This is a genomic window from Aeromicrobium piscarium, from assembly GCF_007421815.1.
Taxonomy (GTDB): domain Bacteria; phylum Actinomycetota; class Actinomycetes; order Propionibacteriales; family Nocardioidaceae; genus Aeromicrobium; species Aeromicrobium piscarium.
Genome location: NZ_VLNT01000009.1, coordinates 23078 through 46821, shown reverse-complemented (window position 1 = coordinate 46821; position 23744 = coordinate 23078). Strand labels below are relative to the sequence as shown.

General features: G+C 68.8%; 20 protein-coding genes and 1 tRNA gene. 6 read left to right on the top strand and 15 right to left on the bottom strand.

The window, feature by feature from the left end; all coding sequences use genetic code 11:
• Positions 1 to 68 precede the first annotated feature (68 nt).
• The 5 genes from FNM00_RS11920 to FNM00_RS11900 form a co-directional block, all read right to left on the bottom strand.
• Positions 69 to 647, bottom strand: coding sequence for a nucleoside triphosphate pyrophosphohydrolase (locus tag FNM00_RS11920; protein WP_143913771.1), 579 nt, complete (start codon positions 645 to 647; stop codon positions 69 to 71).
• Positions 644 to 1276, bottom strand: a complete 633-nt coding sequence (locus FNM00_RS11915; RefSeq protein WP_143913770.1) for a SurA N-terminal domain-containing protein — start codon at positions 1274 to 1276, stop codon at positions 644 to 646. Before FNM00_RS11915 ends, FNM00_RS11920 begins: the two co-directional genes overlap by 4 nt.
• A 166-nt stretch (positions 1277 to 1442) precedes the next feature.
• Positions 1443 to 4934 carry a transcription-repair coupling factor gene (gene mfd / locus FNM00_RS11910; RefSeq protein ID WP_240190444.1) on the bottom strand — a complete coding sequence of 1164 codons (3492 nt, stop codon included), beginning with the start codon at positions 4932 to 4934 and terminating at the stop codon, positions 1443 to 1445.
• Positions 4935 to 5127: 193 nt separating this feature from the next.
• The gene (pth, locus tag FNM00_RS11905; RefSeq protein ID WP_143913768.1) at positions 5128 to 5694 is read right to left on the bottom strand and encodes an aminoacyl-tRNA hydrolase; all 567 of its coding nucleotides are present in this window, start codon (positions 5692 to 5694) and stop codon (positions 5128 to 5130) included.
• Entirely contained in the window at positions 5691 to 6356 is a 666-nt protein-coding gene (locus tag FNM00_RS11900) for a 50S ribosomal protein L25/general stress protein Ctc (RefSeq protein WP_143913767.1), read from the bottom strand. The genes pth and FNM00_RS11900 overlap by 4 nt, the downstream gene beginning before the upstream one ends.
• Positions 6357 to 6619: 263 nt before the next feature.
• Here FNM00_RS11900 and FNM00_RS11895 point away from each other — a divergent pair, with 263 nt between their 5' ends.
• The 5 genes from FNM00_RS11895 to FNM00_RS11875 are packed head-to-tail and all read left to right on the top strand — an operon-like array spanning position 6620 to position 13307.
• Complete coding sequence (locus FNM00_RS11895) at positions 6620 to 8281, top strand: sensor histidine kinase (RefSeq protein WP_143913766.1); 1662 nt, start codon at positions 6620 to 6622, stop codon at positions 8279 to 8281.
• Positions 8278 to 9948: a sensor histidine kinase gene (locus tag FNM00_RS11890; RefSeq protein ID WP_143913765.1), complete on the top strand. Its 1671-nt coding sequence runs from the start codon at positions 8278 to 8280 to the stop codon at positions 9946 to 9948. Before FNM00_RS11895 ends, FNM00_RS11890 begins: the two co-directional genes overlap by 4 nt.
• Positions 9945 to 11084, top strand: coding sequence for a diguanylate cyclase domain-containing protein (locus tag FNM00_RS11885; protein WP_143913764.1), 1140 nt, complete (start codon positions 9945 to 9947; stop codon positions 11082 to 11084). The genes FNM00_RS11890 and FNM00_RS11885 overlap by 4 nt, the downstream gene beginning before the upstream one ends.
• A gap of 47 nt (positions 11085 to 11131) precedes the next feature.
• Positions 11132 to 12565 (top strand): glycosyltransferase family 2 protein, encoded by a 1434-nt coding sequence (locus FNM00_RS11880; protein ID WP_205196472.1) that lies wholly within the window; start codon positions 11132 to 11134, stop codon positions 12563 to 12565.
• Positions 12566 to 12593: 28 nt separating this feature from the next.
• Positions 12594 to 13307, top strand: a complete 714-nt coding sequence (locus FNM00_RS11875) for a hypothetical protein (RefSeq protein ID WP_143913762.1) — start codon at positions 12594 to 12596, stop codon at positions 13305 to 13307.
• Positions 13308 to 13420: 113 nt separating this feature from the next.
• Here FNM00_RS11875 and FNM00_RS19430 read toward each other — a convergent pair whose 3' ends face one another.
• From FNM00_RS19430 to FNM00_RS11845, 6 genes are all read right to left on the bottom strand, one after another.
• A complete protein-coding gene (locus FNM00_RS19430) occupies positions 13421 to 14389 on the bottom strand; it encodes a response regulator transcription factor (RefSeq protein ID WP_143913761.1) in 969 nt (322 codons plus the stop codon).
• A 123-nt stretch (positions 14390 to 14512) separates the two neighbouring features.
• A complete protein-coding gene (locus FNM00_RS11865) occupies positions 14513 to 15517 on the bottom strand; it encodes a glycoside hydrolase family 6 protein (protein WP_185973115.1) in 1005 nt (334 codons plus the stop codon).
• A gap of 249 nt (positions 15518 to 15766) precedes the next feature.
• Positions 15767 to 16156, bottom strand: coding sequence for a hypothetical protein (locus tag FNM00_RS11860; RefSeq protein ID WP_143913759.1), 390 nt, complete (start codon positions 16154 to 16156; stop codon positions 15767 to 15769).
• Positions 16153 to 17136 (bottom strand): ribose-phosphate diphosphokinase, encoded by a 984-nt coding sequence (locus FNM00_RS11855; protein ID WP_143913758.1) that lies wholly within the window; start codon positions 17134 to 17136, stop codon positions 16153 to 16155. Before FNM00_RS11855 ends, FNM00_RS11860 begins: the two co-directional genes overlap by 4 nt.
• On the bottom strand, positions 17133 to 18575 hold the full coding sequence (glmU, locus tag FNM00_RS11850; protein WP_143913757.1) for a bifunctional UDP-N-acetylglucosamine diphosphorylase/glucosamine-1-phosphate N-acetyltransferase GlmU: 1443 nt from the start codon (positions 18573 to 18575) through the stop codon (positions 17133 to 17135). Before glmU ends, FNM00_RS11855 begins: the two co-directional genes overlap by 4 nt.
• Before the next feature lie 70 nt (positions 18576 to 18645).
• Positions 18646 to 18727, bottom strand: a tRNA-Gln gene (locus tag FNM00_RS11845).
• 98 nt (positions 18728 to 18825) lie between these two features.
• Between FNM00_RS11845 and FNM00_RS11840 the strand changes: the two genes are divergently transcribed.
• Entirely contained in the window at positions 18826 to 19320 is a 495-nt protein-coding gene (locus FNM00_RS11840) for a MarR family winged helix-turn-helix transcriptional regulator (protein WP_143913756.1), read from the top strand.
• A gap of 186 nt (positions 19321 to 19506) precedes the next feature.
• Here FNM00_RS11840 and FNM00_RS11835 read toward each other — a convergent pair whose 3' ends face one another.
• The 4 genes from FNM00_RS11835 to rsmA all read right to left on the bottom strand — a co-directional run bounded on the left by FNM00_RS11835 (position 19507) and on the right by rsmA (position 23740).
• Positions 19507 to 21306, bottom strand: coding sequence for an ABC-F family ATP-binding cassette domain-containing protein (locus FNM00_RS11835; protein WP_143913755.1), 1800 nt, complete (start codon positions 21304 to 21306; stop codon positions 19507 to 19509).
• Positions 21306 to 22223, bottom strand: a complete 918-nt coding sequence (locus tag FNM00_RS11830; protein WP_143913754.1) for a 4-(cytidine 5'-diphospho)-2-C-methyl-D-erythritol kinase — start codon at positions 22221 to 22223, stop codon at positions 21306 to 21308. Before FNM00_RS11830 ends, FNM00_RS11835 begins: the two co-directional genes overlap by 1 nt.
• 49 nt (positions 22224 to 22272) lie before the next feature.
• A complete protein-coding gene (locus FNM00_RS11825) occupies positions 22273 to 22845 on the bottom strand; it encodes an HdeD family acid-resistance protein (RefSeq protein WP_143913753.1) in 573 nt (190 codons plus the stop codon).
• A gap of 61 nt (positions 22846 to 22906) precedes the next feature.
• Positions 22907 to 23740: a 16S rRNA (adenine(1518)-N(6)/adenine(1519)-N(6))-dimethyltransferase RsmA gene (gene rsmA / locus FNM00_RS11820; RefSeq protein ID WP_246065163.1), complete on the bottom strand. Its 834-nt coding sequence runs from the start codon at positions 23738 to 23740 to the stop codon at positions 22907 to 22909.
• Positions 23741 to 23744 lie beyond the last annotated feature (4 nt).

The window sequence follows — 23744 nt, the reverse complement described above, 5'->3', positions numbered from 1 at the left end:
TGGGGTGTGAGGGTGGGGTCCGACTGCTCTCAGCCTAGCGCGTCGCCCACCCCGGAAGCGGCCGCCTGTCAGGCGCGTTCGGCGTGCCGGCGCGCGGCCTGCTTCAATGCCAGATCCGGATCGATCCCCTCGACCCGCGCCTCCGCGACGAGTGCGAGCAGTCGATCGCCGAGGTCGTCGCTCGCATCGAGGTCGATCCCGGTGCGTGCGAGCACCTTCTCGGCGTAGAGCAGTGCCGGCAGCTGCTCGGGGATGCCCTCGAGGGCGCTCGTGCGCTGCTGCCGTTCTGCTTTGAGACGCTGCCAGTTCGCGTCGACCTCGGCCGCCGAACTCACCACGACATCGCCGAAGACATGCGGGTTGCGATGGACGAGCTTGTCGCGGATCCCCTCGGCGACCTCGTCGATCCCCCAGCCCTCACCATCGGAGCGGGCGATCTCGGCATGGAACACGACCTGCATGAGCAGATCGCCGAGCTCCTCGCGCAGATGCTCGCTGTCCCCTGCATCGAGCGCCTCGAGCGTCTCGTACGCCTCCTCGATCAGATAGTGGCGCAGGGAGGTGTGCGTCTGCTGCTGCGTCCAGGGGCATTCGGCGCGCAACCGCGACATCACCTCGATCAGGTCGTGCACAGGGTCATCGGTCATGCCGAGCAGCTCAGGGCCTCGGGAAGCTCCTGGCCCTCGAGCACCGGACCCGCGACCGACAACGACCCCGACGGTGCCACGACCTCGCCGATGCCCGCCATGCCGAACCGGGGATCGATCGAGAGGTCCATGGAGTCGGCCTCCGCGCGGAGGATCTCCTGTCCGATCTGCCCGAGCTCCTGCTCGCTGAGGTCGTCGGCCTCGTCGCCGAGCTGCCGCCGGGCCAGCTCCATGGCCACGGCGAGCGCACGCTCGTTGCGCTTGATCGTCGAGACGACCAGATCGGTCTGGTCGCCGAAGACCTGTCGCGCCTGGGCCAGGTCGGAGCGATCGAGTTCCGCCACGGTGATCGAGATGTCCTCGCGCTCGGCCACCTGCTCGGCGACGGATTCGAGGATCAGCAGCGAGAGCGCTCCCCGGCGCACCTCGGCACCGGGGATCGAGGTCGTTCCCTGTGCGGCGGCGTTCTGCGCCGCCAGCGTGCAGTAGCCCTCGGTGACCTCATCGGCCTCGTTCATCGAGATCCGCTCATCCCCGACGACTGCGGCATTGCCGCTGTGCACCGAGCCGCATCCGGTCAGGACGAGACCCGCGACAACTAGCAGAGCCAGACGACACCGGACGGTCATGGAACCTCCTCATACCCACAGAACGAGCCCAGCCTACCCATGACCTGGATCACGTCCTGTGCGCGCACCGCCGCGAGCGGTGAGTTGTCACGTACCCCGGTCGTCGGCGGTGAGTCATCACGCCCTTCAGCGTCGACGTGCGTGGTAGCCCACCGCCCACCGCGAGCTAGCCGGTGATGGTGTCGAGCGCGGTCTCGACCCAGGCGATCAGCTCGCGATCGCGCAAGGGCTTGCCACCGACCGGCGCGGTCTTCGGATGCGGCAACAGCGCCACGCCCGCGGCCTGCTTGTAGACGCTCTTGGGATACACCCGAGCGAGACGCATCTGCGACGACTCCGGCAGCGTGACCGACGAGAACCGGATATTCGAGCCCGCCGACGTGATCTCGCTGAGCCCCGACTCGCGCACCGTGACCCGCAACCTGGCGACATCCAACAGGACCTCGACCGGATCGGGCGGAGTACCGTAACGGTCGGCCAGCTCAGCGCGCAGCTCCTCGACGTCATCGGCCGACCGGACCCCGGCGAGACGCTTGTACATCTCCAGCCGCAACCGCTCACTCGGCACATAGTCGTGCGGCAGGTGCGCCTCGATCGGCAGCTCGATCTTGACCTCGCGCTCCGGCTCCTCCTCGCCGCGGAACTCCGCGACCGCCTCACCGACCAGCCGCACGTACAGGTCGAACCCGACATCGGCGATATGACCCGACTGCTCGCCGCCCAGCAGATTGCCGGCACCGCGGATCTCCAGATCCTTCATCGCCACCGCCATGCCACCGCCGAGCTCCGAATGCTGCGCGATCGTCGAGAGACGATCGTGTGCGGTCTCCGTGAGCGGCTTCTCCGGCGGATACAGGAAGTAGGCGTACGCCCGCTCACGGCCACGACCCACGCGGCCACGCAACTGATGGAGCTGCGAGAGGCCGAACATGTCCGCGCGCTCGATGATCATCGTGTTCGCATTCGAGACGTCCAGCCCCGACTCGACGATCGTCGTGCAGACCAGGACATCGAACTTCTTCTCCCAGAAGTCGAGCATCACGCTCTCGAGCTGCTGCTCGCTCATCTGCCCGTGTGCTGTGGCGACCCGCGCCTCCGGCACCAGATCGCGCAGATGCTGCGCCACCTTGTCGATGCTCTTGACCCGATTGTGGATGTAGAACACCTGGCCCTCGCGCAGCAGCTCACGGCGGATCGCGGCGATCACCTGACGGTCCTCATAGGCGCCGACGAAGCTGAGCACCGGGTGCCGCTCCTCGGGGGGCGTGGCGATCGTGCTCATCTCCCGGATACCCGTGATCGCCATCTCGAGGGTCCGCGGGATGGGCGTCGCCGACATGCTCAACACGTCGACCGAGGCGCGCAGGTGCTTCAGGGCCTCCTTGTGCTCGACGCCGAAGCGCTGCTCCTCGTCGACGATGATGAGCCCGAGATCCTTGATCCGGATACCTGGCTGCAACAGCCGGTGCGTGCCGATGACCAGATCTACCGTGCCCTCGGCCAGCCCTTCGAGGGCCGCCTGCGACTCCTTCTCGGTCTGGAAACGCGACAACGGCTTGATCGTCACGGGGAACTGCCCGAACCGCTCGGCGAAGGTCGCATAGTGCTGCTGCACCAACAAGGTCGTCGGCACCAGCAACACCACCTGCTTGCCGTCCTGGATCGCTTTGAAGGCCGCCCGCACGGCGATCTCGGTCTTGCCGTAGCCGACGTCACCGCATACGAGGCGGTCCATCGGCACCACGCGCTGCATGTCGCGCTTGACATCGTCGATCGTCGACAACTGGTCGGGCGTCTCCATGTAGGGGAAGGCGTCCTCGAGTTCTCGCTGCCACGGCGTATCGGGTCCGAAGGCGTGCCCCTGGGTGGACTGTCGCGCCGCATACAACTTGATGAGCTCGCCGGCGATCTGCCGAACCGCCTTGCGCGCCTTGTTCTTGCGCTGCGTCCAGTCGCTGCCGCCGAGACGGTCCAGGGTGGGGGCCTCGCCGCCCACATAGCGGCTGACCAGATCCAGCTGGTCCATGGGCACGAACAGTCGATCCGGCGGCTGGCCCCTCTTGCCCGGTGCGTACTCGATCACCAGGTATTCGCGCGCGGCCCCCTGCACGACCCGCTGGATCAGCTCGACGTATCGGCCGACACCATGCTGCTCGTGCACGACGGGGTCGCCCGCCGAGAGCTCCAGGGGATCGACCTGCTTGCGACGGCGCACCGGCATCTTGCGCTCGGTGCGGTCGGCCACCTTCTGCCCGACGAGATCGTCATAGGTGAGCAGCACCAGGCCAAGCTTCTCCGCGACGAAGCCCTCGCTGAGCTCCGCGACGGCGACCTGCACCGTCTTGGAGCCGTCCTTCGTCGGCTCGAGCCGCTCCACGGCTCGACCCGCGATATCGTGCTCGGCGAGCCACTCGAGCGACCGCGTCACCTGGCCCGGACCCGGGACGGTCAGCAGGACCTCGTGTCCCTCACCCAACCAGCGGCGGACATCGGCCACCGCCGCGTCCATGTCTCCGCGGTACAAAGGGGCGGGGTCGACCGCCGCGGAAGCATCGTCACCGATACCGAAGGGACCGATCGCCCCCCACGGATGTCCCGCGCGGACCGTGTGGTCGCGCACGTCATCGAGCTCCTTGAAGGCGGCCGATCCAAGATCGATCGGTGACTCGCCCCCGGTCGCCGCCGCTGCCCAGGAGGCCGCGAGGAACTCCTCACTCGTGGCGACCAGGTCATGGGCCCGTGCCCGCACGCGCTCGGGGTCGCACACGAGGACGGTCGATGACGCGGGCAGGAGATCGACGAGGAGCTCCATCTCGCCCACGAGCACCGGAGCGAGCGACTCCATGCCCTCGACCGCGTGTCCCTCGGCGAGCTTGGTGAACAGCTCGGCCAGACCGGGCTGCTGTACAGCGAGCCGGGCCGCGCGCTCGCGCACCTCGTCGGTCAGCAGCAGCTCACGACACGGCGGCGCCCAGAGCCGGTCGACCGCTTCGACCGTGCGCTGATCGGCGACCGCGAAGTGGCGGATCTCGTCGACGGTGTCGCCCCAGAACTCCACGCGCAACGGGTGCTCCTCCGTGGGCGGGAAGACATCGACGATGCCACCGCGGACGGCGAACTCTCCGCGTCGCTCGACGAGGTCGACACGCGTGTACGCGGCCGCGGCCAGGCGCGCCACCACGACGTCCAGTTCGATGTCCTGGCCGGCGCGCAGCTCGACCGGTTCGAGATCTGCGAGCCCCTTGACCTGCGGTTGAAGGACCGATCGCACCGGCGCCACCACGACGCGAGGGCGATCCGCGCCGCCGTGGACGAGGTGTCGCAGGACCGCCAGACGCCGCCCGACGGTGTCCGACCGTGGAGAGAGCCGTTCGTGCGGCAACGTCTCCCAGGCCGGGAAGTAGGCGATGTGATCGGGCTCGTCGACCAGGCAACGCAGATGATCGACGAGATCCTCGGCATCGCGTGCGGTCGCGGTGACCACGAGGACGGTGGCGGCATCGCGCACGAGGGCGGTGCTCACGAAGGGATAGAGGGCTTCGGTCCCGGTGATCTGGAACTCGAGCGAGCCGGCGTCGCGTGCGGCGACGGCTGCCGCGATCGCCGGTTCGTGCGCCATCGCAGCGGCGAGGGGGGCCTGGGAGGAGGGGGAGGTCATCATGTCCAGATTACTCAGCCGGCCTCAGGATGCTCGGGTGACCGCCGCTGGAAGCCGTCCGTGGGAGCCCCGTCACGCGCGACCCGGCCGGTGGAGGTAGGCCATCAACCTCATCGAGCATCGATAGGGTTGATGGCCTACCTCCCACGCGGACGAAAGGTTGATGGCCTACCGCTGGGCGGGGGCGCGTGGATCAACGGTTGAAGTCGCTCTGCGTCGCGACCAGGCCACGGGTGATGAGCGACTCGATGGCATCGGCCGCCTCTTCGACATGGACGCCGACCTCCTTGCGCTCGGTCGACGAGAATGGCTTGAGCACGTAGTCGTGGACGGGCTGGCGTCCCGGGGGACGGCCGATGCCCACGCGCACGCGGTAATAGTCACCGGTACCGATGGACTGGCGGATCGACTTGAGCCCGTTGTGGCCGTTGTCGCCGCCGCCGAACTTCAGCCGCAACATCCCGAAATCGATGTCGAGCTCGTCATGGATGACCACGAGATGGTCGGGCTCGATGTCGTAGTACGCCAGGAGCGATGCGACCGGCCCGCCGCTCTCGTTCATATACGAGCGCGCCCGCCCCAGCACCACCCGCTCGCCCTGGAGACGTCCTTCGACCACCTCGGCCCGCCGGCCCTTGTGGGCGGAGAAACGACCGCCGACGCGCTCGGCGAGCGCGTCGGCGACGAAGTACCCGATGTTGTGCCGGGTGGCGGCGTACGTGGGCCCCGGGTTGCCGAGGCCCACGATCAGCCAGGTCATTCCTCGTCTGCGGCGGGAGCCTGGGCCTCCTCGTCGGTGATCGCACCGACCTCGGGCTCCGGCTCGTCGTGCTCGATGCCGGCCTCGGCCTCGGCCTCTTCCAGCTCGGCCTCGACTTCCGCGGCGGTCGGGGCATGCGTCACGTTGACGATCAGCAGCTCGGACTCGCTCGCGAGCTCGACACCCGAGGGCAGCGTCAGATCGGCGGCGGTGATCTGCGAACCGGCCTGCAGGCCCTCGATCGACGCCTCGAGCTCGGACGGCAGGTGCGTGGCCTCGGCCTCGATCGACACCGACGCGTTCTCGGTGACGACCATGGCATCGGGGCCGGGCTCGCCGACGACATTGACGGGGACCTCGACGACGACCTTCTCGCCACGCTTGACGATCAGCAGGTCGGCATGCTCGAGGAAGCCCTTCAGCGGGTCACGCTGGACCTGCTTCGGGATCACGAGGTGCTTCTCGGAGCCCAACTCGATCGAGAGCAGCGGGTTCGGCTTCTTCAGGGCGAGCATGAGGTCATGGCCCGGCAGGGTCACGTGCACCGGATCGGTGCCGTGACCGTAGAGGACTGCGGGCACCTTGGCGCTACGGCGGATGCGGCGGGCGGCGCCCTTGCCGAACTCGGTGCGGGTTTCGGCGGCGATCTTGATCTCGGCCACGGGGGTGATGCTCCTCAGCAGACGTCGTTCACTTCAGGTCTCGGCGGCCGCCCGGCGCATGGTCGGCACAGCGCTCAAGGAGCGCCACGTCGATCACGGCTACGAGGTAGCCCTCGCCGAGGCAACCCCGCGAGTCTACCGCACGGGTCGAGGCCCGTGAAATCGGTCCACGCCGCGACCCCGAATACGCCCCCGCCGAGCCGCTCGCTCTGCCACAATCGGAGCCGAGGAACCGCGTTTCCGGAACGCGGTGGGAGACAACGATGGCCAACGTGAACACCGCACCGTCCTGGCACGCCCCGCACGCGGGCTTCATTCGCGTGCTCGTCGGCCTGTTCACCGTCGCCGCACTCGTCGTCATCGCTATGACGCTGGCCTATCCGGGACCCGATCCACACACCATCGTCCTGGTCTCCGCCGGCATTTCGCTCGTCGCCCTGAACATCGTCGCCTTCACACTCCCCTGGGGGCGGTTGCCGCGACGCCACACCTTCTGGCTGGCGCTCGCCCAGCTGGTCATCACGATCCTGCTCGCCGGGACGCTCTACCAGACCAACAACGCCATCCCGCTGCTCGCGCTGATCCCCGTGCTGTGGATCGCCTTCCAGCTCGACTGGCCGCACACGATCGCGATCATCGTGGCGCTCGGACTCGGTTGCATCGCCTTCTGGCTGATCGTGGAACCGATGCCGAGCCGCCCACGCGTCATCGTGGCGATCAGCGTCTTCTACTTCGTGGTCGCCTCGCTCGCCATCCTCACGCAGGCCAATGCCGACGCCCTGCGCAGATCGCGGGCCATCGCCGAAGAGGCCTGGCGCTCCCAGCAGGACGCCCTCGCGAGCGCCGAGAGCAATGCCGCGGTGATGCGGGCGATCGCACACGGCGTCGATGCGGCCGTCTTCTTCGCCTCGCAGGACCGGTCCTCGACCTTCGCGAACCAGCGGGCGCAGGAGCTGGGACGCCGGATGGGCGTCTCCGCGCAGGACCCCACCTGGGCCGGCCACGAGGTCTACGGACCGGATCGCGTCACCCCCATCCCACCGGAGGACCAGTTGCTGCCCCGGGCTCTGCAGGGCGAGTACGCGACGGAGTCGCTGCAGTGGGTGGGTGAACCCGGGGCGCAGCACGCGGTGTCGGTGTCCTCGCTACCGGCCGTGACCGAGGCGGGCGAGCAGGTCGGAGCCGTCATCGTCGCGCACGACATCACCAATCTGGTGGAGGCCCTGCACGCCGCGGAGTCCTTCAGCGCCACCGTCGCGCACGAGCTGCGTACACCGTTGACATCGATCGTCGGCTATCTGGACCTGCTGGAGACCGATGACCTGGACGAGACCGGCCGCGAGTTCCTGCGCCGCGCCCAGCAGGGGGTCACGAGCCTGTCGGCCAAGCTGCGCGAGCTGCTCGAGCCTTTCGAGGTCGCGGGGGCCTCCCCCACGTTCTCCTTCATCGACGTCGTCGATCTCCTGCGCCGGCGTGTGAACCACTGGCGCGAGAGCGCCGGCACACGCGGCATCGTCATCGAGGGCCCGGACGGCTCATCGCGCCTGCAGGTGCCGCTCGACCGCGAGCTCGCCGAGCGCATGGTCGACGCGGTCCTGTCCAATGCCGTCAAGTTCAGCGCCTCGGGCGGCCGCATCGAGGTAGCGGTCGACACGCACGAGAACTCCGCTCGGATCACCGTGACCGACCACGGCCTCGGCATGACCCGCGAGGAGACACGGCACGCCTTCGAGCGGTTCTACCGCGCACCGACCGCGATCCGTCGCGCGCTGCCCGGCTTCGGTCTCGGACTCGCCACGGCACTCTCGATCGCTCAGGCTCATGGGGGCACGATCCGGCTCGAGAGCGCGGCCGGCGCGGGGACCACCGCCATCGTCGAGATCTCCTTGACCCAGGTCGGCGTCGCGGCACGAGGCTCTTCATGATCCCCGGTCAGCTGAGAGCCCGCGTCGACCGGGACTTCCGCCGAGTCGTCATCTCACCGCGAGCGATCGTGCACTGGCAGTTCCTCTTCGTCCTCACCGTGGCGCTGCCGTTCTTCGCCACGATCGCGGTCCGACCGGACTTCACCGAATCGACGACGCTGCTTGTCGGCGCGCTGATCATCATCGGCGCCACGACCGTGGCGGGGCTCTTCCCCTGGCGGCAGTCCAACAGCCGGTGGGCTCTGCTGCTCGCGATCGTCGATGTGCCGGGCGCCCTGCTGCTCTACATCCCCACCCCAGGGGCGGGCTTCTCGATGTTGGTGGTGCTCCCGGTGGTCTGGGTCGCCATCGCCTTCGGAGGCCTGGTGGCGACCCTCATGGTCGCCGCCTCCATCATCGCTCTCTGGACCGCCTGGTGGACCCAGGCGCAGGTGGCCGAGGTCCAGCTGATCGGAGGCATCCCGGCCACCGCCGCGGTGACCTCGCTGATCGTGCTCAGCGCCGTGGCGGCCTACCAGACCAATCGCGTCGCCTCGGCCCGGCGCGGGCTGCTGCACCGCCAGTCCGATGCCTTCTCCCGCGCGCTCGAACGCGCGAGCCTGCAGGAGCGCTTCACGTCCTCGGTGCTCGACTCCCTCGATCTCGCAGTGTTCTCCTTCGACGCCGATGGCGGTCTGCGCACGGCCAATCGCAGCGCCTGGCTGCTCCTCCGCCACCTGGGCGGCACGCGCTTCGAGGCCGCGCTCTCGGACTACGAGATCGACTACGGCTCCCCGATCTTCGCACCGGACGGCCCCATCGGTCGCGCGCTCCAGGGTGAGCAGGTCGATGGTGAGACCACCTGGGTCGGCGGTGCGCAACCGATCGCCATCGAGTGGACCAGCCAGTTCCTCCGCGGCGACGACGGCTCGACCGAGAATGTCATCGTGCTCGCCCGCGACGTCACCAGCCAGCTGCGTGCCCAGGCCGACCGCGACGAGCTCGTCACCTCCGTCAGCCATGAGTTCCGCACGCCGTTGACCTCCATCCTGGGCTACCTCGAGCTCGCCCTCGACGAGCCGGGCGTACCGGCCGTCCCGCGCGAGATGGTCGAGGTGGCCCTCAAGAACACCGAACGGCTCCTCACCCTCTCGAACGACTTCCTCGCCGCCCGCTCTCCCTCGGGGAGATCGGGGATGGTGCTCACGATGGAACCGTGCCGGCCCTCGGCGATCGTCGAGGACGCCATCACCGCCGTCCGCCCGCAGGCGATCGCCCGATCCATCGCCATAGTCGTGGGTCCACTGCCCGATATCGTCCTCGACGCCGATCCGCTGCGCATCCGCCAGGTCATCGACAATGTGCTGACCAATGCCGTCAAGTACAACGTAGAGAGCGGCCGGATCTTCGTCGACGCCATCCTCACCGACACCGGTCACTACGCGTTGTCGATCCGCGACACCGGTCGCGGCATGAGCGCCCACGACGCCGAACGGGTCTTCGACCGCGGCTATCGGTCCGCTGCGGCCCGGGACTCCGCCGTGGGCGGGTCGGGACTCGGGCTGGACATCAGTCGACAGATCATCGAGTCCCACGCCGGAACGATGGCTTTGAGCAGCGTGCCCGGGGAGGGGACGACCGTGTCGATCACCCTCCCCGCGGGCGCACCCGATGGGAGACACGCATGAACCAGTACCACGCCGTCGCCGTGGGAGCACTCGTCGTGGGTGCCACCGTGACCGTCGTCTTCATCCTCTCCGCGATCCTCACCCACGCCACCCGCGCGGCCCGGATCCTGGCCGTCGCCCAGTTCGTGTTCAGCGCGAGCATGGTCGTCTACGTCTCATGGACCAGCGAGACCTCTCCCAGCAGATTCGCCGGAGCGGCGGCGATCGGCGGTGCGGCCATCGCCGTGACGCTGTTGTGGTCGGGCATCCGGCTGTTTCACGACCGCTCACCCCGGCTCGAGATGGGCGCGGGAGCGGCACTGCTGATCGTCGCGGCGGCGGTCCTCGAAGGCTATGTGGACGGCGCCCTCGTCGTCACCGCCGGCGCTCTCGTCACCGTGGCGGCCGCGATCGCGATGATCTACGAGCTCCAGATCGGCTCGTGGGCGCAGCATCCGGTGACCCGGATCTTCCAGGGCTATCTCGCCTCATGCGTCCCGTCGGCCATCTGGTGGACGATCGTCGCCTGGCAAGGCACGGCGCGCATCGAGTCGGCCCTCGTCGGCTTCACGGTGGTGCAGACGGTGGCGGCGATCGTGCTCGTCCAGCTGCTGCGCGAACGCGGCAAGGCCGGGGGGTTCACGACCTCGGAGTCGGAGAACCCCCTCGCGGACCTCGACGTGCTGTCACCGCAGTCCTTCCGGTTCGCCGCACAGGGCCGCTTGAAGAGGGTGACCCTCGTCGGAGGACACGCCTGCTTCCTGCTGATCAGCATCGAGGATCTGCGCGCGCTCAACTCGGCCTTCGGCCGATCGCTCGGCGATGATGCCGTCCGCAAGCTCGCCGAGACCGTGCGAGCGCATGTCCCGCCCTGGGCGCCCATCGGGCACCTGGGCGCCGGCAACTTCGCCGTCCTCGCCCCGGCGACCTCGCCGCAGAGCGCCCACGCGATCGTCAGCGACATCGAGGACTCGCTGCTGACGTCCCGCACCGCGACGGTCATGGGCGTCCGCATCGGCGCCGTCTACGGGGTCGCCGACACCTTCTCGGCGACCCCGGAGTACGGAGCCCTGCTCGAACAGGCGATCACCTCCATGGCCGCGACGGCCGCCGAGCTGAAGACCACCCTTCTTGAGCAGAGATTAGGCAAATCCTGAGGCAATTCGACAGCCGGCCGTGAGCCGGCCGCGCCATGATCGGGCCCATGGAGTTCAACGATCCGTTCGTCGACGGCGACACCGCTGCCCTCACCGGCCAGGTGACCGTCCCGGACGATCCGCGCGATCTGGTCACCGCCCGCGCGATGGTGGGCTGTGTCGTCCCGGCCTACAACGAGGGGGCGACGATCTCCGCGGTGCTCGACTCCCTGCTGACTCAGACCCGTCCTCCGGATGTCATCCATGTCGTGGTCAACAACACTACCGACGACACGGTGGAGGTCGCGAGCCACTATGCGGGCGTGCACGCGCGGATGACCGCCGAGGGCGAGCAGGTGGTCGAGGTCTTCGTCCACGACATCGGCGAGAACCCCGACAAGAAGGTCGGCGCTCTCAACTACGGCTTCTTCCTCGTCGAGGGCTACGACTTCCTGCTGGGCGTCGATGGCGACACCACGCCCGAGCCGACCGCCGTCGCCGATCTCCTCGCGGAGATCCAGAGCGACCATCGCATCGGCGGCATCTCGGCGATCTACTCGATCGACGACACCGCGCTGAACAGCCCGATGGAGAAGTTCCTCATCGCCGGCCAGCGCGCCCAGTTCGCCGCGTTCAACATGCAGAACCTGCTGCGCGGCCGGAACATGGCCGTGCTCGGCGGGCAGTTCTCCATCTTCTCGGTCCCGGCGCTCCGCGATGTCATGCGGCACACGCACCAGCAGGCACCCTGGGTCAAGGACAGTGAGGTCGAGGACTCGCTGCTGTCGCTGCAGATCAAGAGCGCCGGCTACCTCACCAAGATCAGCGCGACCGCCCGCGCCCACGTCGGCGGGATGACGAACCTGCGCGCGCTCGACGGTCAGCAGGTCAAGTGGAACTTCGGCGCCATCGAACTGATGTGGCCCGGACAACGCGGCGACACCAAGGGGCAGCCCTTCCACCCGAATCTGCGGCTGCGCTGGTTCGAGCACTTCTCGATGGTGCTGAACATCATCACCCGCTTCCTCTTCGTCACGCTGTTGATCTGCTCGCTGTGGATCGACGCCTTCGTCTTCCAGTGGTGGTGGCTCATCCCACCGACCGCCGCCATCGTGCTGAACATGCGGGTGGCGCGCTCGATGCACTACCGCAACAAACGTGACACGCTCTTCGCCCTACTGCTGTTCCCTGCCGAGTTCTACATGTGGATCCGGATCGGGCACTTCGTGCGGGCCTGGACGAAGTTCTTCAGCCGTCAACAGACCGACAACTGGGCGGCGCAGGCTCGCGCCGAACGTGGAGCCGGACAGGCCTACCTGCTGCCCTATCTGGTCGCCCTCGGCCTGATCGCCATCGTCATCGGCGTCTGGAGCCAGCTGTCGCTGGGTACGCAGAGCGATCTCCTCGCCTATGGATGGCCCGTCCTCGGGGTCATCACCATCGCCCAGACCGCTTGGATGGGCATCAAGATCCTTCGCAACTATCGTGGCTTCACGGTCTGAGCACCGCGACCCATCGAACAGGAGTCCCGTGAACGCCTTCTTCCGCCGTCTCTCCCTGGCCGGCTGCGCCCTCACCCTGCTCGTCGTGCTCTCGGCCTGCGGACTGTTCCCCGGCGGCGACGACGCCGACTCGCCGACACCGTCCCCCAGCGCGGCGGCATCGGAGCGCGAATTCGACTCGGAGTTCACGCACGACGGCACCTTCCAGTCGCACAACACGACCAGCGATGTCGACTACGTCTTCACCATCTGGCCGACCAAGTCGACCCCGCGCACGAACGATTGGTATCCCCTGGGCGACAAGAACTTCTCGTTCACCTTCCAGGCCTACGACATGAGCCGCGACTTCCGCGATCCCTTCTCCACCAAACGACAGACCTTCCTGCAGCACGTCAAGGTGACATCCACGATCACCACCGAGTCCGGCAATGTGACCGACGGGCCCTACACGCTCGACGCGACCGCCGCGGCGATCACCTTCGATCCCGAGCCGGTCAGCAACCAGTGGGGCATGCTCGTGACCTCGCCCAAGGGATCCTTCGAGCTGCGCAACCAGACGATCGGCGATCTGCCCGAGGACACGATCGGCATCACGCTGCGCTTCGAGGCGACCGTGTGGACCGAGAACGCGGCCGGCAAGCCCGATGTGACCCCGCAGGTGATCACGCAGGAGGTGCCCATCGCGATCTTCGCCTCCGATACCCCGACCGAGCAGCAGGAGATCCCCAAGAACGCGAACTGAGCGCGCGGGGCCAGGACCCTGGGCGGTGACCTACGCACCCCTCAATCCGGGGGCGGTGGATGACACACCTCTTAACGCCCTTGAGAGGTGCGTAGGTCACCGCCCGAGGGTCGTCAGTCGGCGGCGATGCGGTAACCGACGCCGCGCACGGTCTCGATCCAGCGTGGTGTGGCACTGGAGTCGCCGATCTTGCGGCGCAGATTGGCCATGTGCACCTCGATGGCGCGTTTGTCGGCCTCGTTGACGAAATACGAGGTCACATAGTCCTGGCCACGCAGCGCGAGCACCAGGTCTGCTTTGCTACGGACCCTGCGGCCCGAGGACAGCAGGATGTGCAGCAGGTCGAACTCGGTGCGGGTGAGGTCGATGCCGCGTCCCTCCACGGTCACGATCCTGGTCTCGGGATCCAGCACGAGGCCACGGACCTGGAGGGCTCCGTGCGAGCCCGCATCCGCCCGAGCGCCGGCCTGTGGGCTCGTGGCGGCGATATTGGCCGCGACCTGAGCCGGAACCGCCGGGCCCGCCGGCGCACCCCGATGATGCGCGGGCGTAGGCGCCTGGCGTGTGGGCTCGGCCCGGTGATGAGGCGGCTCGGCAGGGGGCGTGTACGTCGGCGGCGTGTACTCCGGCGCCGGCGGGGCCGGTGCCACCGCTGCCGCCTGAGGCGCGGACGGCTCGGCGGCCGGGCCAGCCGCCCCCGCACGGTCGCGGGGACGACGCAGGACCGCCTCGATCCGCGCGCGCAGCTCGCGAGGACGGAACGGCTTGACGAGATAGTCGTCCGCCCCGGCCTCGAGACCCTGGACGACGTCGATCTCGTCACCGAGCCCGGTCAGCATGATGATGTACGTCGAGCTGAACTCGCGCAGGCGTTTGGCCGTCGCGAAGCCGTCCATGCCCGGCATCGTCACATCGAGGGTCGTGATGAGGGGGTCGTACTGCCTCACGAGCTCGATGCCGTCTGCTCCGTTGGAGGCGCTGAACGGCTCGAAGCCGCTGCTCTCCAACACGGTCTTCAGCAGATGGCGGATGTCGGGATCGTCTTCGATCACGACGACACGGCGCTGCTCCTGGCTCGACATGGGCTCACAGTACCAACGCCCCGCAGTCAGCCGACGGTGTTTCCCGACTCGGCGGTGAGACACCCCTGTTCACCGGCTCCACGGGACCGGTCGGCGCGGAGGTGAAAAGCACCGTTCCGAGGCTCACCAGCCGGCCTGTCGCGCGAGCTCCGCCGCTCGTTCGTTCCACCAGGTGCCCGCGGGCGGTCCGCCCCGGCAGGTGCCGTCGCTCTCGCCCGGCGGCTTGATCCAGAGTCGCGCGTCGAGACGGCCCTCCCCCGCTCCGGGGCGCTGACCGAGTGCCCGGCCCGGCGGGTTACACCATTCGCCGGAGGCGCCCGCACCGTTGCGGCCGGTGTCCATCACATAGTGCACGCCGTCGTCGAGCAGATCGGCCAGTCTCTCGGCGTAGTCGATCTCATCGGCCTCACCGTTGTAGGCGGCGACGTTGACGGAGAAGCCTCGCGCCTCGTCGATCCCGATCTGCCGGAGCCGGTCGGCCATCGTCTCCACCGCCACCCAGTCCGAATGCCCGGCATCGAGGTAGGTCGTGACTCCCGCGCTGTCGAGGGCCGATCGGGCATCGTCGAGCAGGTCGAATCGCGTCTCGGGGTCGGGGCACTCGTCCACCATCGCGAGGGCGTCGGGCTCGACGACGGCGGCCACGTGGCGCGGCTCATGTCCGAGACCGCGAGCCGCCCGCTCGACCCAGGTGCGATAGTCCCCCGGTTCGAGACCCCCGCCGGAGTGCCCACCGGCGCAGTCTCGATCGGTGATGCCGTAGAGCACGACCACAGCGACGGCATTCTCCTCCGCGGCACCCTCGGCGATGGTGGCCGCACGATGCTCGACGGCGTCGAGTCCGCTCTCCTCGGGGGTCAGCCAGATCGCCGTGGGGACCTCGGCGACCCGTCGCACGATCTCGGCATCGGGGCCGGTGGCCGCATCCGCTGCCTTGTGGGCGAGAGAGTCCGGTGCGCCGTACAGTTCGGCGCCCGCGAAGGGGTCGTGGCGCTGGGCACCCGATCGGCCGAACCAGCCGCGCGGATCGACCCCGAACATGACCAGCGCCGCCACGAAGGTCACGATGACGACGATGCTCGTGACCGCGATCGCCCGCGGCGGGATGCTGAGACCTCGAACGCGCACGAGCCACCCTTCGTCACCTCGACGGCGTCCGCACGTCGTCCGCACCATTATGCCGCGAGACCACCCGACGACGGCACCATCGCTCCCGTCCCTGGGCGGTGAGTTATCCCGCACCCAGCGGGCAATCGTGGGTGATGGCTCACCGATATCCTGTCGACCACGATTCCGGTGAGTCATCACGCAGGAGCGTGGCGCGAGTACGTGACAGCTCACCGCCCATGGGCGGGAGCGGCGCGCCTCGAGAGCGGTTCAGCGGAGGGTGGCCCGCAGCCCGCGGCGCAACACCAGATGCGTGACGACCACCAGAACCGCCGTGGTCACGACCGCGACCAGCCAGCCGGTCGTGCGCAGCGCCAGCACACCGAAGACCGCCACGAACAGCGAACCGGCGAGAGAAGCCATCGTCACCGCGATCTCGTCATCGGGTTCGCGATCATGTGTGTAGCCGAGCACGAGCAGGGCGATCACCGTCGTGAGGACACCGCCGACGAAGCCGAAGACCATCAACACCCCGGCCGCCGTCACCAGCGCCTCGCGCGGAGCATCGTGGCCGACGACCACCACGGCGAGGAGGGCGACCAGGGCGAAGCAGCCCCCGAGCGACACGGCGAGCCGCGCGGCACCGGGACGCAGGGTCACTCCTTGAACAGGCTGGTGACCGAGCCGTCCTCGAACACGGCCGAGATCGCCTGGGCGAGCAGTGGCGCGATCGACAGCACCGTGAGCTTGTCGAACTGCATCTCCTCGGTGAGGGGCAGCGTATTGGTGACGATGACCTCGCGCGCGCAGCAGTTCTTCAGGCGGTCGACCGCGGGGCCCGAGAACACGGCATGGGTCGCGGCGATGATGACGTCCTCGGCCCCATCGGCCTTGAGCGCCTCGGCGGCCTGCACGATCGTGCCACCGGTGTCGATGAGGTCGTCGACCAGGATGCACGTGCGGCCGGCCACTTCGCCCACGACACGGTTGGCCTTGGACTCGTTGGGGCGGGAGATGTCGCGGGTCTTGTGGATGAAGGCCAGCGGTGCGCCGCCGAGCGAGTTCGCCCAGGACTCGGCCACCTTGATCCGGCCGGCATCGGGCGAGACGACCGCGAGCTGCTTGTCGCCGTACTTCTTCTTGACGTGGCGCGTCAGGATCGGCATCGCCAGCAGGTGATCCACCGGCCCGTCGAAGAAGCCCTGGATCTGCGCGGTATGGAGATCGACCGTCATGAGTCGGTCGGCACCGGCCGAGAGGAACAGATCGGCCATCAGACGCGCCGAGATCGGCTCGCGCCCGAGGTGTTTCTTGTCCTGGCGGGCGTAGCCGTAGAAGGGCAGCACCACCGTGATGCGCTTGGCGGAAGCCCGCTTGAGCGCGTCGATCATGATGAGCTGCTCCATGATCGCCTCGTTGATCGGTGCGGAGTGGCTCTGGAGCACGAAGGCATCGCATCCGCGCACCGACTTGTCGAAACGCACGTAGATCTCGCCGTTGGCGAAGTCGTAGGCGGTGGTCGGCACGAGCTCGGCCTCGAGGAGCTGGGCGACCTCCTGCGCGAGGGTCGGGTGCGCCCGACCCGAGAAGAGCATGAGGTTGCGGGTCGGTGTGCGCTCGCTGAGGCTGCCGTTGGTCACTGGGGGTTCTCTTCCTGCCGTGCTGCGTTCTCCGCGGCCTCGTGGGCCGCCGAGCCGGGCCGTCGCCTCGCGACCCACCCGTCCATGATCCTCTGTCCTCCCGCGCTCACCGCGAGTGCCCCCGGTGGAACGTCCTCGCGGACGATCGTTCCAGCGCCGGTGAAGGCGCCGTCGCCGATCTCGACCGGTGCCACGAAGACGTTGTCGCTCCCGGTCTTGGCATGACGCCCGACGACGGTGCGGTGCTTGCGCTCGCCGTCGTAGTTGGCGGTGATGGTGCCCGCACCGATATTGGTGCCCTCGCCGATCTCCGCGTCGCCGATATAGGAGAGATGGGGCACCTTGGCGCCGTCGGCGATCTGGGCGTTCTTGGTCTCCACGAAGGTGCCGATCTTGCCCTTCGCGCCAAGCTCGGTGCCAGGACGCAGGTAGGCGAAGGGGCCGACGGTCGCGCCGGCGGCGATCACGGCATCCGATCCGTGGGTGCGTTCGATGGTGGCATCCTCGCCGATCTCGACATTTCGCAACGTGGTGTCCGGTCCGATCGTGGCGCCGCCGGCCACGGTCGTGGCTCCGAGAAGTTGGGTGCCGGGGCGCACCGTGACATCCGGCGCGAGAGTGACGTCGGAGTCGATCCAGGTGGTGGCGGGGTCGATGATCGTGACGCCGTCCAGCATCCAGCGCCGGGTGATCCGGTCGTTGAGCTCGCGGGCCAGCCGGGCGAGCTGGGCGCGGTCGTTGACGCCCTCGGTCTGCCAGACGTCCTCGAGGACATGGGCTCCGACGGGGAGCCCATCGGCGACCGCGAAGCCGACGATATCGGTCAGATACAGCTCGCCTTGCGCGTTCTTCGGCGTGAGCCGGCCGAGGGCCGCGTCGAGGAAGGTGCCGTCGACCGCGAGGATGCCGCTGTTGATCTCGCGGACCGATCGCTCGTTCTCGCTCGCATCCTTGTGCTCGCGGATGGCGGTGACGGTTCCGTCATCGCCGCGTAGGATCCTGCCGTAGCCGGTGGGGTCGTCGACCTCGGCGCTGAGGATGGTGACGGCGCGGGCGTCCGCGCGGTGCTCGTCGACCACCGCGCGGAGCGTCTCGGCCGTGAGCAGCGGGACATCGCCGTAGGTGATCAGGACGGTGCCGCGAGCCGCGCCCGCCTCCAGCGCGTCGAGCCCGGCGCGGACGGCGTCACCGGTGCCTTTGCGCTCGTGCTGGACGGCGATCAGCGCCTCACTATCGAGGGCCGTGGTGGCCGCCTCGACCTGCTCACGCTGATGGCCCACGACCACGACACGCTGTTCGACGCCGAGCTCGCGGACGGCGGCGAGAGCGTGGCCGAGCATGGACCTGCCACCGAGCTCGTGCAACACCTTGGCGCGCTCGGATTTCATCCGGGTTCCGGCTCCGGCGGCGAGGACGATCGCCGTGACCTTCGCGTCCAATGCGGACTCCTTCGTGTTCGGGGCTACCCGTCAAGTGTGGGGGTACCTCCACACTCAGCGGGTTCTCGCGTGGCTCCCCGGGTAGGAGTCGAACCTACGTCGCTAATCCTGATTCAAAGTCAGGCGGGCCCTGCCGGCAGACCAACCGGGGAAAGCGCGTCCAGCGTACCGAACACCCCAGGCCACGCGCCGGGGCGGCGCTCCTGCAAGATTCTCGACCTCAAGAATCTCGACGCGATAAACTCATCCCATGGACGAGGTCGATCGGATCGTCGCCGCCTGGCGGCACGAACGCCCCGATGCCGATGTCTCCCCGATGGAGGTGCTGAGCCGGGTCAGCCGCCTCGCGCAGTATCTGGACGGGCTCCGCAAGCAGGCCTTCACCTCCGTGGGCCTCGAGCCGTGGGAGTTCGACGTGCTCGCGGCGCTGCGGCGCATCGGCGAGCCCTACGAGCTGTCCCCCGGCCAGCTCGTCGCTGCCACGCACGTGACCAGCGGCACCATGACCAACCGCGTCGATCGGCTGCAGCGCAAGGGGCTGGTCGAAAGGCGCCCGGCCCCCTCCGACCGGCGCGGTGTGCTGGTACGGCTGTCCACACGAGGGCGAGAGCGCGTCGATGCGGCCCTCGATGCGCTACTCACCCACGAGCACGAACTTCTCGCCGATCTCGACAGCGACGAGCGCGCCACGATCGCCGACCTCCTGCGCGATCTCATCGAGCCCTTCGCCGGCCCCTCGGCGTGAGCGGCGGTCAGGGCTATCGCCATCCGCACTCGCTCGTGACGACCACGCGGCCTGAAAGCCCCTCTGCGCTTTCGACGATCAGGTCGAACGGGCTCGTTCCGGGGGCGCGAGCGAAAGCCGCCTATTAGGCATATGGCCGCCCCTCTATTGGGCATGTGGCCGCCCTTCGATGGCGTACTCGTTTGTTCAGTCGAGGGATTCGGAGAGCTCGAGCCAGCGTTCCTCGAGCCGGGCGATCTCGTCCTCGACCGTGCGCAGCTCCTCGGTATGACGCTGCAGACCCTCGTAGTCGCTCTGGTCGTGCGCGGCCAGCCAGGCGTGGAGCGCGTCGACACTCGCCGAGAGCTTCTCCATCCGGCGCTCCAGGGAGGCGATGTCCTTCTGCACCGACCGTCGTTCGGCACCGGACAGCCCCGACTGTTCGGACTGGGATACGCCGCGCGGTGCCCCCGCCGCGGAGTCCCGCTCCTGTTCCTGTTTCTCGCGCAGGACCAGATACTCGTCTACTCCGCCAGGGAGATGGCGGAGCCGGCCGTCGAGGATCGCGTACTGCTGGTCGGTGACTCGCTCCAGCAGGTACCGATCGTGCGAGACCACCAGAAGCGTGCCTGGCCAGGTGTCGAGCAGATCCTCGATCGCCGTGAGCATGTCGGTGTCCATGTCATTGGTCGGCTCGTCGAGGATCAGGACATTGGGCTCGGCGAGCAGGATGAGCAGCAGCTGCAGACGCCTGCGCTGCCCGCCGGAGAGATCCTTGATCGGGGTCGAGAGCTGCTGCGTGCGGAACCCCAGCCGTTCCAGCAGCTGCCCGGGTGTCAGCTCCTTGCCGCCGGCGACATAGGTGGCCCGCTGACGGCCGACGAGGTCGCTCACCCGCTCCTCGGCCACATCGTCCAGCTCGTGCAGGGACTGGCTCAGCACGGCCACCTCGACGGTCTTGCCGCGCTTGACCCGGCCACGGCTGGCGGCCACATCGCCGGTGACGAGGCCGAGCAGGGTCGACTTGCCCGCCCCGTTGACGCCGAGGATGCCCGTCCGCTCCCCCGGCCCGATCCGCCACTCGATATCGCGCAGCACCGGGCGCCCGTCGGGAAGGTCGACATCGACATCGAGAAGGTCCACGACGTCCTTGCCCAGCCGCGCCGTGGCGAGCTGGGTCAGCTCCACCCCGTCGCGGACCGGGGGCTCCCGACCGATCAGCTCATTGGCCGCGTCGATCCGGAACTTCGGCTTGGACGTGCGCGCCGGCGCGCCACGACGCAGCCAGGCCAGCTCCTTGCGCATCAGGTTCTGCCGGCGGGCCTCGCTCGCGGCGGCCTGCCGGTCCCGCTCGACGCGTTGCAGCACGTACGCCGCGTACCCGCCCTCGAAGGCGTCGACGGTGCCGTCGTGGACCTCCCAGGTCGTCGTGCACACCTCGTCGAGGAACCAGCGGTCGTGCGTGATGACCGCCAATGCGCCGCTCCCCGCGGGCCACCGTTGCCGTAGATGACCAGCGAGCCACACCACGGCGTCGAGGTCGAGATGGTTGGTCGGCTCGTCCAGCACCAGCACGTCCCAGGACCGCGCCAGCACACTCGCCAAGGCGACCCGGCGACGTTGACCGCCGGAGAGCTCGCCGATCCGCGCCTCCCATGCGACATCGGGGGGCACGAGTCCCGACACGATGTCACGCGTCCGGGCGTCGCCGGCCCACTCGTGATCGAGGGCATCGCCGACGACCGCATCGCGTACCGTCGCCGCGGGGTCGAGGACATCGCTCTGGTCGACATATCCGACCGCGAGGTCCCGCCGCCAGGTCACGCGTCCGGAGTCCGGTTCCAGCTCGTGGGCGAGGACCCGCAGCAATGTCGACTTGCCGTCGCCGTTGCGGCCGACGACTCCGACGCGGTCGCCCTCCGCCAGGCCGAGGGTGACGTCGCGCAGCACCGGTCCTGCCGTCGGGAAGGCCACGTGGACCTTCTCGGCGACGATCAGCGGTGGCATCAGCGCACCACCTTCGCTCCCGGTCGGGGCCCCGCGGCCGTCAGCACGACATCGGCTACCTCCGCCCCGCGGAGAATCTCCGCGAGATCGTCGGCGGCGATCTCGTCGCGCACGAGGAACGCCAGCGTGGGCCCCGACCCGGACACCAGTCCGCCGACGGCTCCCGCTTCCAGGCCGAGGGCGAGCACACCCGCCAGCTCGGGGCGCAGCGCGAGTGCCGCGTCGGCGAGATCATTGACCAGCGCCCCGCCCAGCACCTCCGGATCGCCGTCGCGGAGCGCCTCCAGCACATGCTGTGTGGCTTCCCCGAAGGTCCCTGATCGTCCGCCGAGGCGATCGTGCTCCTCATAGACCTCGGGCGTGGACATGCCCTCGGCGAATGTGGCGAGAACCCAGTGGAAGTGTCCACGGGCGAGCACCGGGGCGATCTGCTCGCCACGACCCGTCCCGACTGCGGTCGACCCATGCAGCAGGAACGGCACATCGCTGCCGAGCTCCGCGGCGATCGGCTCCAGCTCGGCGCGACTCAGGCCCCCCTGCCAGGCCTCGTTGCACGCGACCAGCGTCGCCGCGGCATCGGCGGAACCGCCGGCCATGCCGCCGGCGACCGGAATCCCCTTATGGATCAGGAGATCGGCACCGAGCTCGGGTCGGCCGAGATGCGAACGCAGGCGGTCCGCCGCCCGGATGGCCAGATTGCTCTCATCGCGCGGGACATCGGTGCGCTCGCGCAGTGAATCGGCATCGAGCACACGCACCGCGAGCACCGCATCGTCATGGGGTGTCGCCGTGACCTCGTCGTACAGCGACACGGCGTGGTAGACGGTCGAGAGGGCATGGAAGCCGTCGGGACGGCCCGCACCGACCTCGAGCACGAGGTTGATCTTGGCCGGAGCGCGAACGGTGACGGGGAGCACTGCACCAACCTACGGCACCCCACGATTTCCGCGAGACGTGGTGAGCGGCTCAACGCCCCGCGCTACGCGCCTCACTGCGCACCGTGAGCGCCACGCCGATCCAGGTCGCTCCCAGCAGCACCGCGTAGATCCCGGTCATGAGGACCAGCGTGCCCGCCCCGGCGACCGGGTCGAGCGTGAACAGCAGGCCGAGCAGCACGCTGAGCACGCCCGAGACGAGAGTCCACCCCCACGCCCGACCGCCCTCACGACGTCCCTCGATCGCACCGAAGATCGCGAAGAAGCCGGTGACGAGCGCCCACGCCGCGATCACGAGCACCATCGCCAGCAACGTCGTCTCGGGGTAGCGCAGGGCGATGACGCCGATGACGATGCCGAGGAGGCCGTTGAAGACCACCCACCCCCAGGACGTCCCCCGGGTCGCGATACCGCCGACCACGGCGACGATGCCGTCGACGACGCTGAACACGCCGAAGATGATGAGCAGCGCCGCGAGCGTGCTGACCGGCGCCACGACCGCCACGACGCCGAAGATCAGCGCGAGGATGCCGCGGGCCAGCATGAGCCACCAGATCGTCGTCGCGAGCGAGCGGACGGGCGAGGAATCGGCGACGTGGGACATGACGGCCTCCCGGCGATCGGACGGAAACTACGTGTCGCTACTACACGGAGCGTACGCCGTCTCAGGCCGTGAATGCGGCAAGCCGCGCGAAATCCTCGACCGTCAGCTGCTCGCCGCGGGTCCGCGGGTCGATCCCCACCGCCCGCAGCGCCTGCTCAGCCTGCTCGCCCCCGCCGAAGTGGGCGGAAAGCGCCGCCCGCAGGGTCTTGCGTCGCTGCGCGAAGGCGGCGTCGACCAGAGCGAAGGTCCGCCGACGATCGGCCTCGGGCGGTGTCCGGCGCGTCACCCGGACGAGGGCCGAGTCGACATTCGGCACGGGCCAGAAGATCGTCCGCCCCACCGTTCCGGCGAGTTGCACATCGCCGTACCACCGCGCCTTGACGCTCGGCACGCCGTAGGTGCGCGAGCCGGGCCCCGCGGCCAGACGATGGGCGACCTCGGCCTGGACCATGACGAGCACCTCGCGCAGCGAGGAGAAGGTCTCCAGGAAGTGCAGGAGGACCGGCACCGACACGTTGTACGGGAGATTGGCGACGAGTGCCGTGGGCGCGGGTCCCGGCAAGGTGTCGATGCGCAGGGCATCGGCGTGGACGATCTCCAGCCGATCCGACCGCTCGGGAGCGAACTCGCGCGCCGTCTGCGCCAACCGGCCGGCCAGGACGTCATCGACCTCGACGGCCGTGACGTGATCGGCCACCTCCAGCAGACCCAGGGTGAGCGAGCCGAGGCCGGGACCGATCTCGACGACGGAGTCGTCTCGATCGATCCCGGCCTCACGCACGATCCGGCGGACCGTGTTGGCATCGGTGACGAAATTCTGTCCCCGCTGCTTGGTGGGTCGCAATCCGACCTCGGCGGCGATCCGCCGGATGTCCGAGGCGCCCAGAAGGCGCACCGGG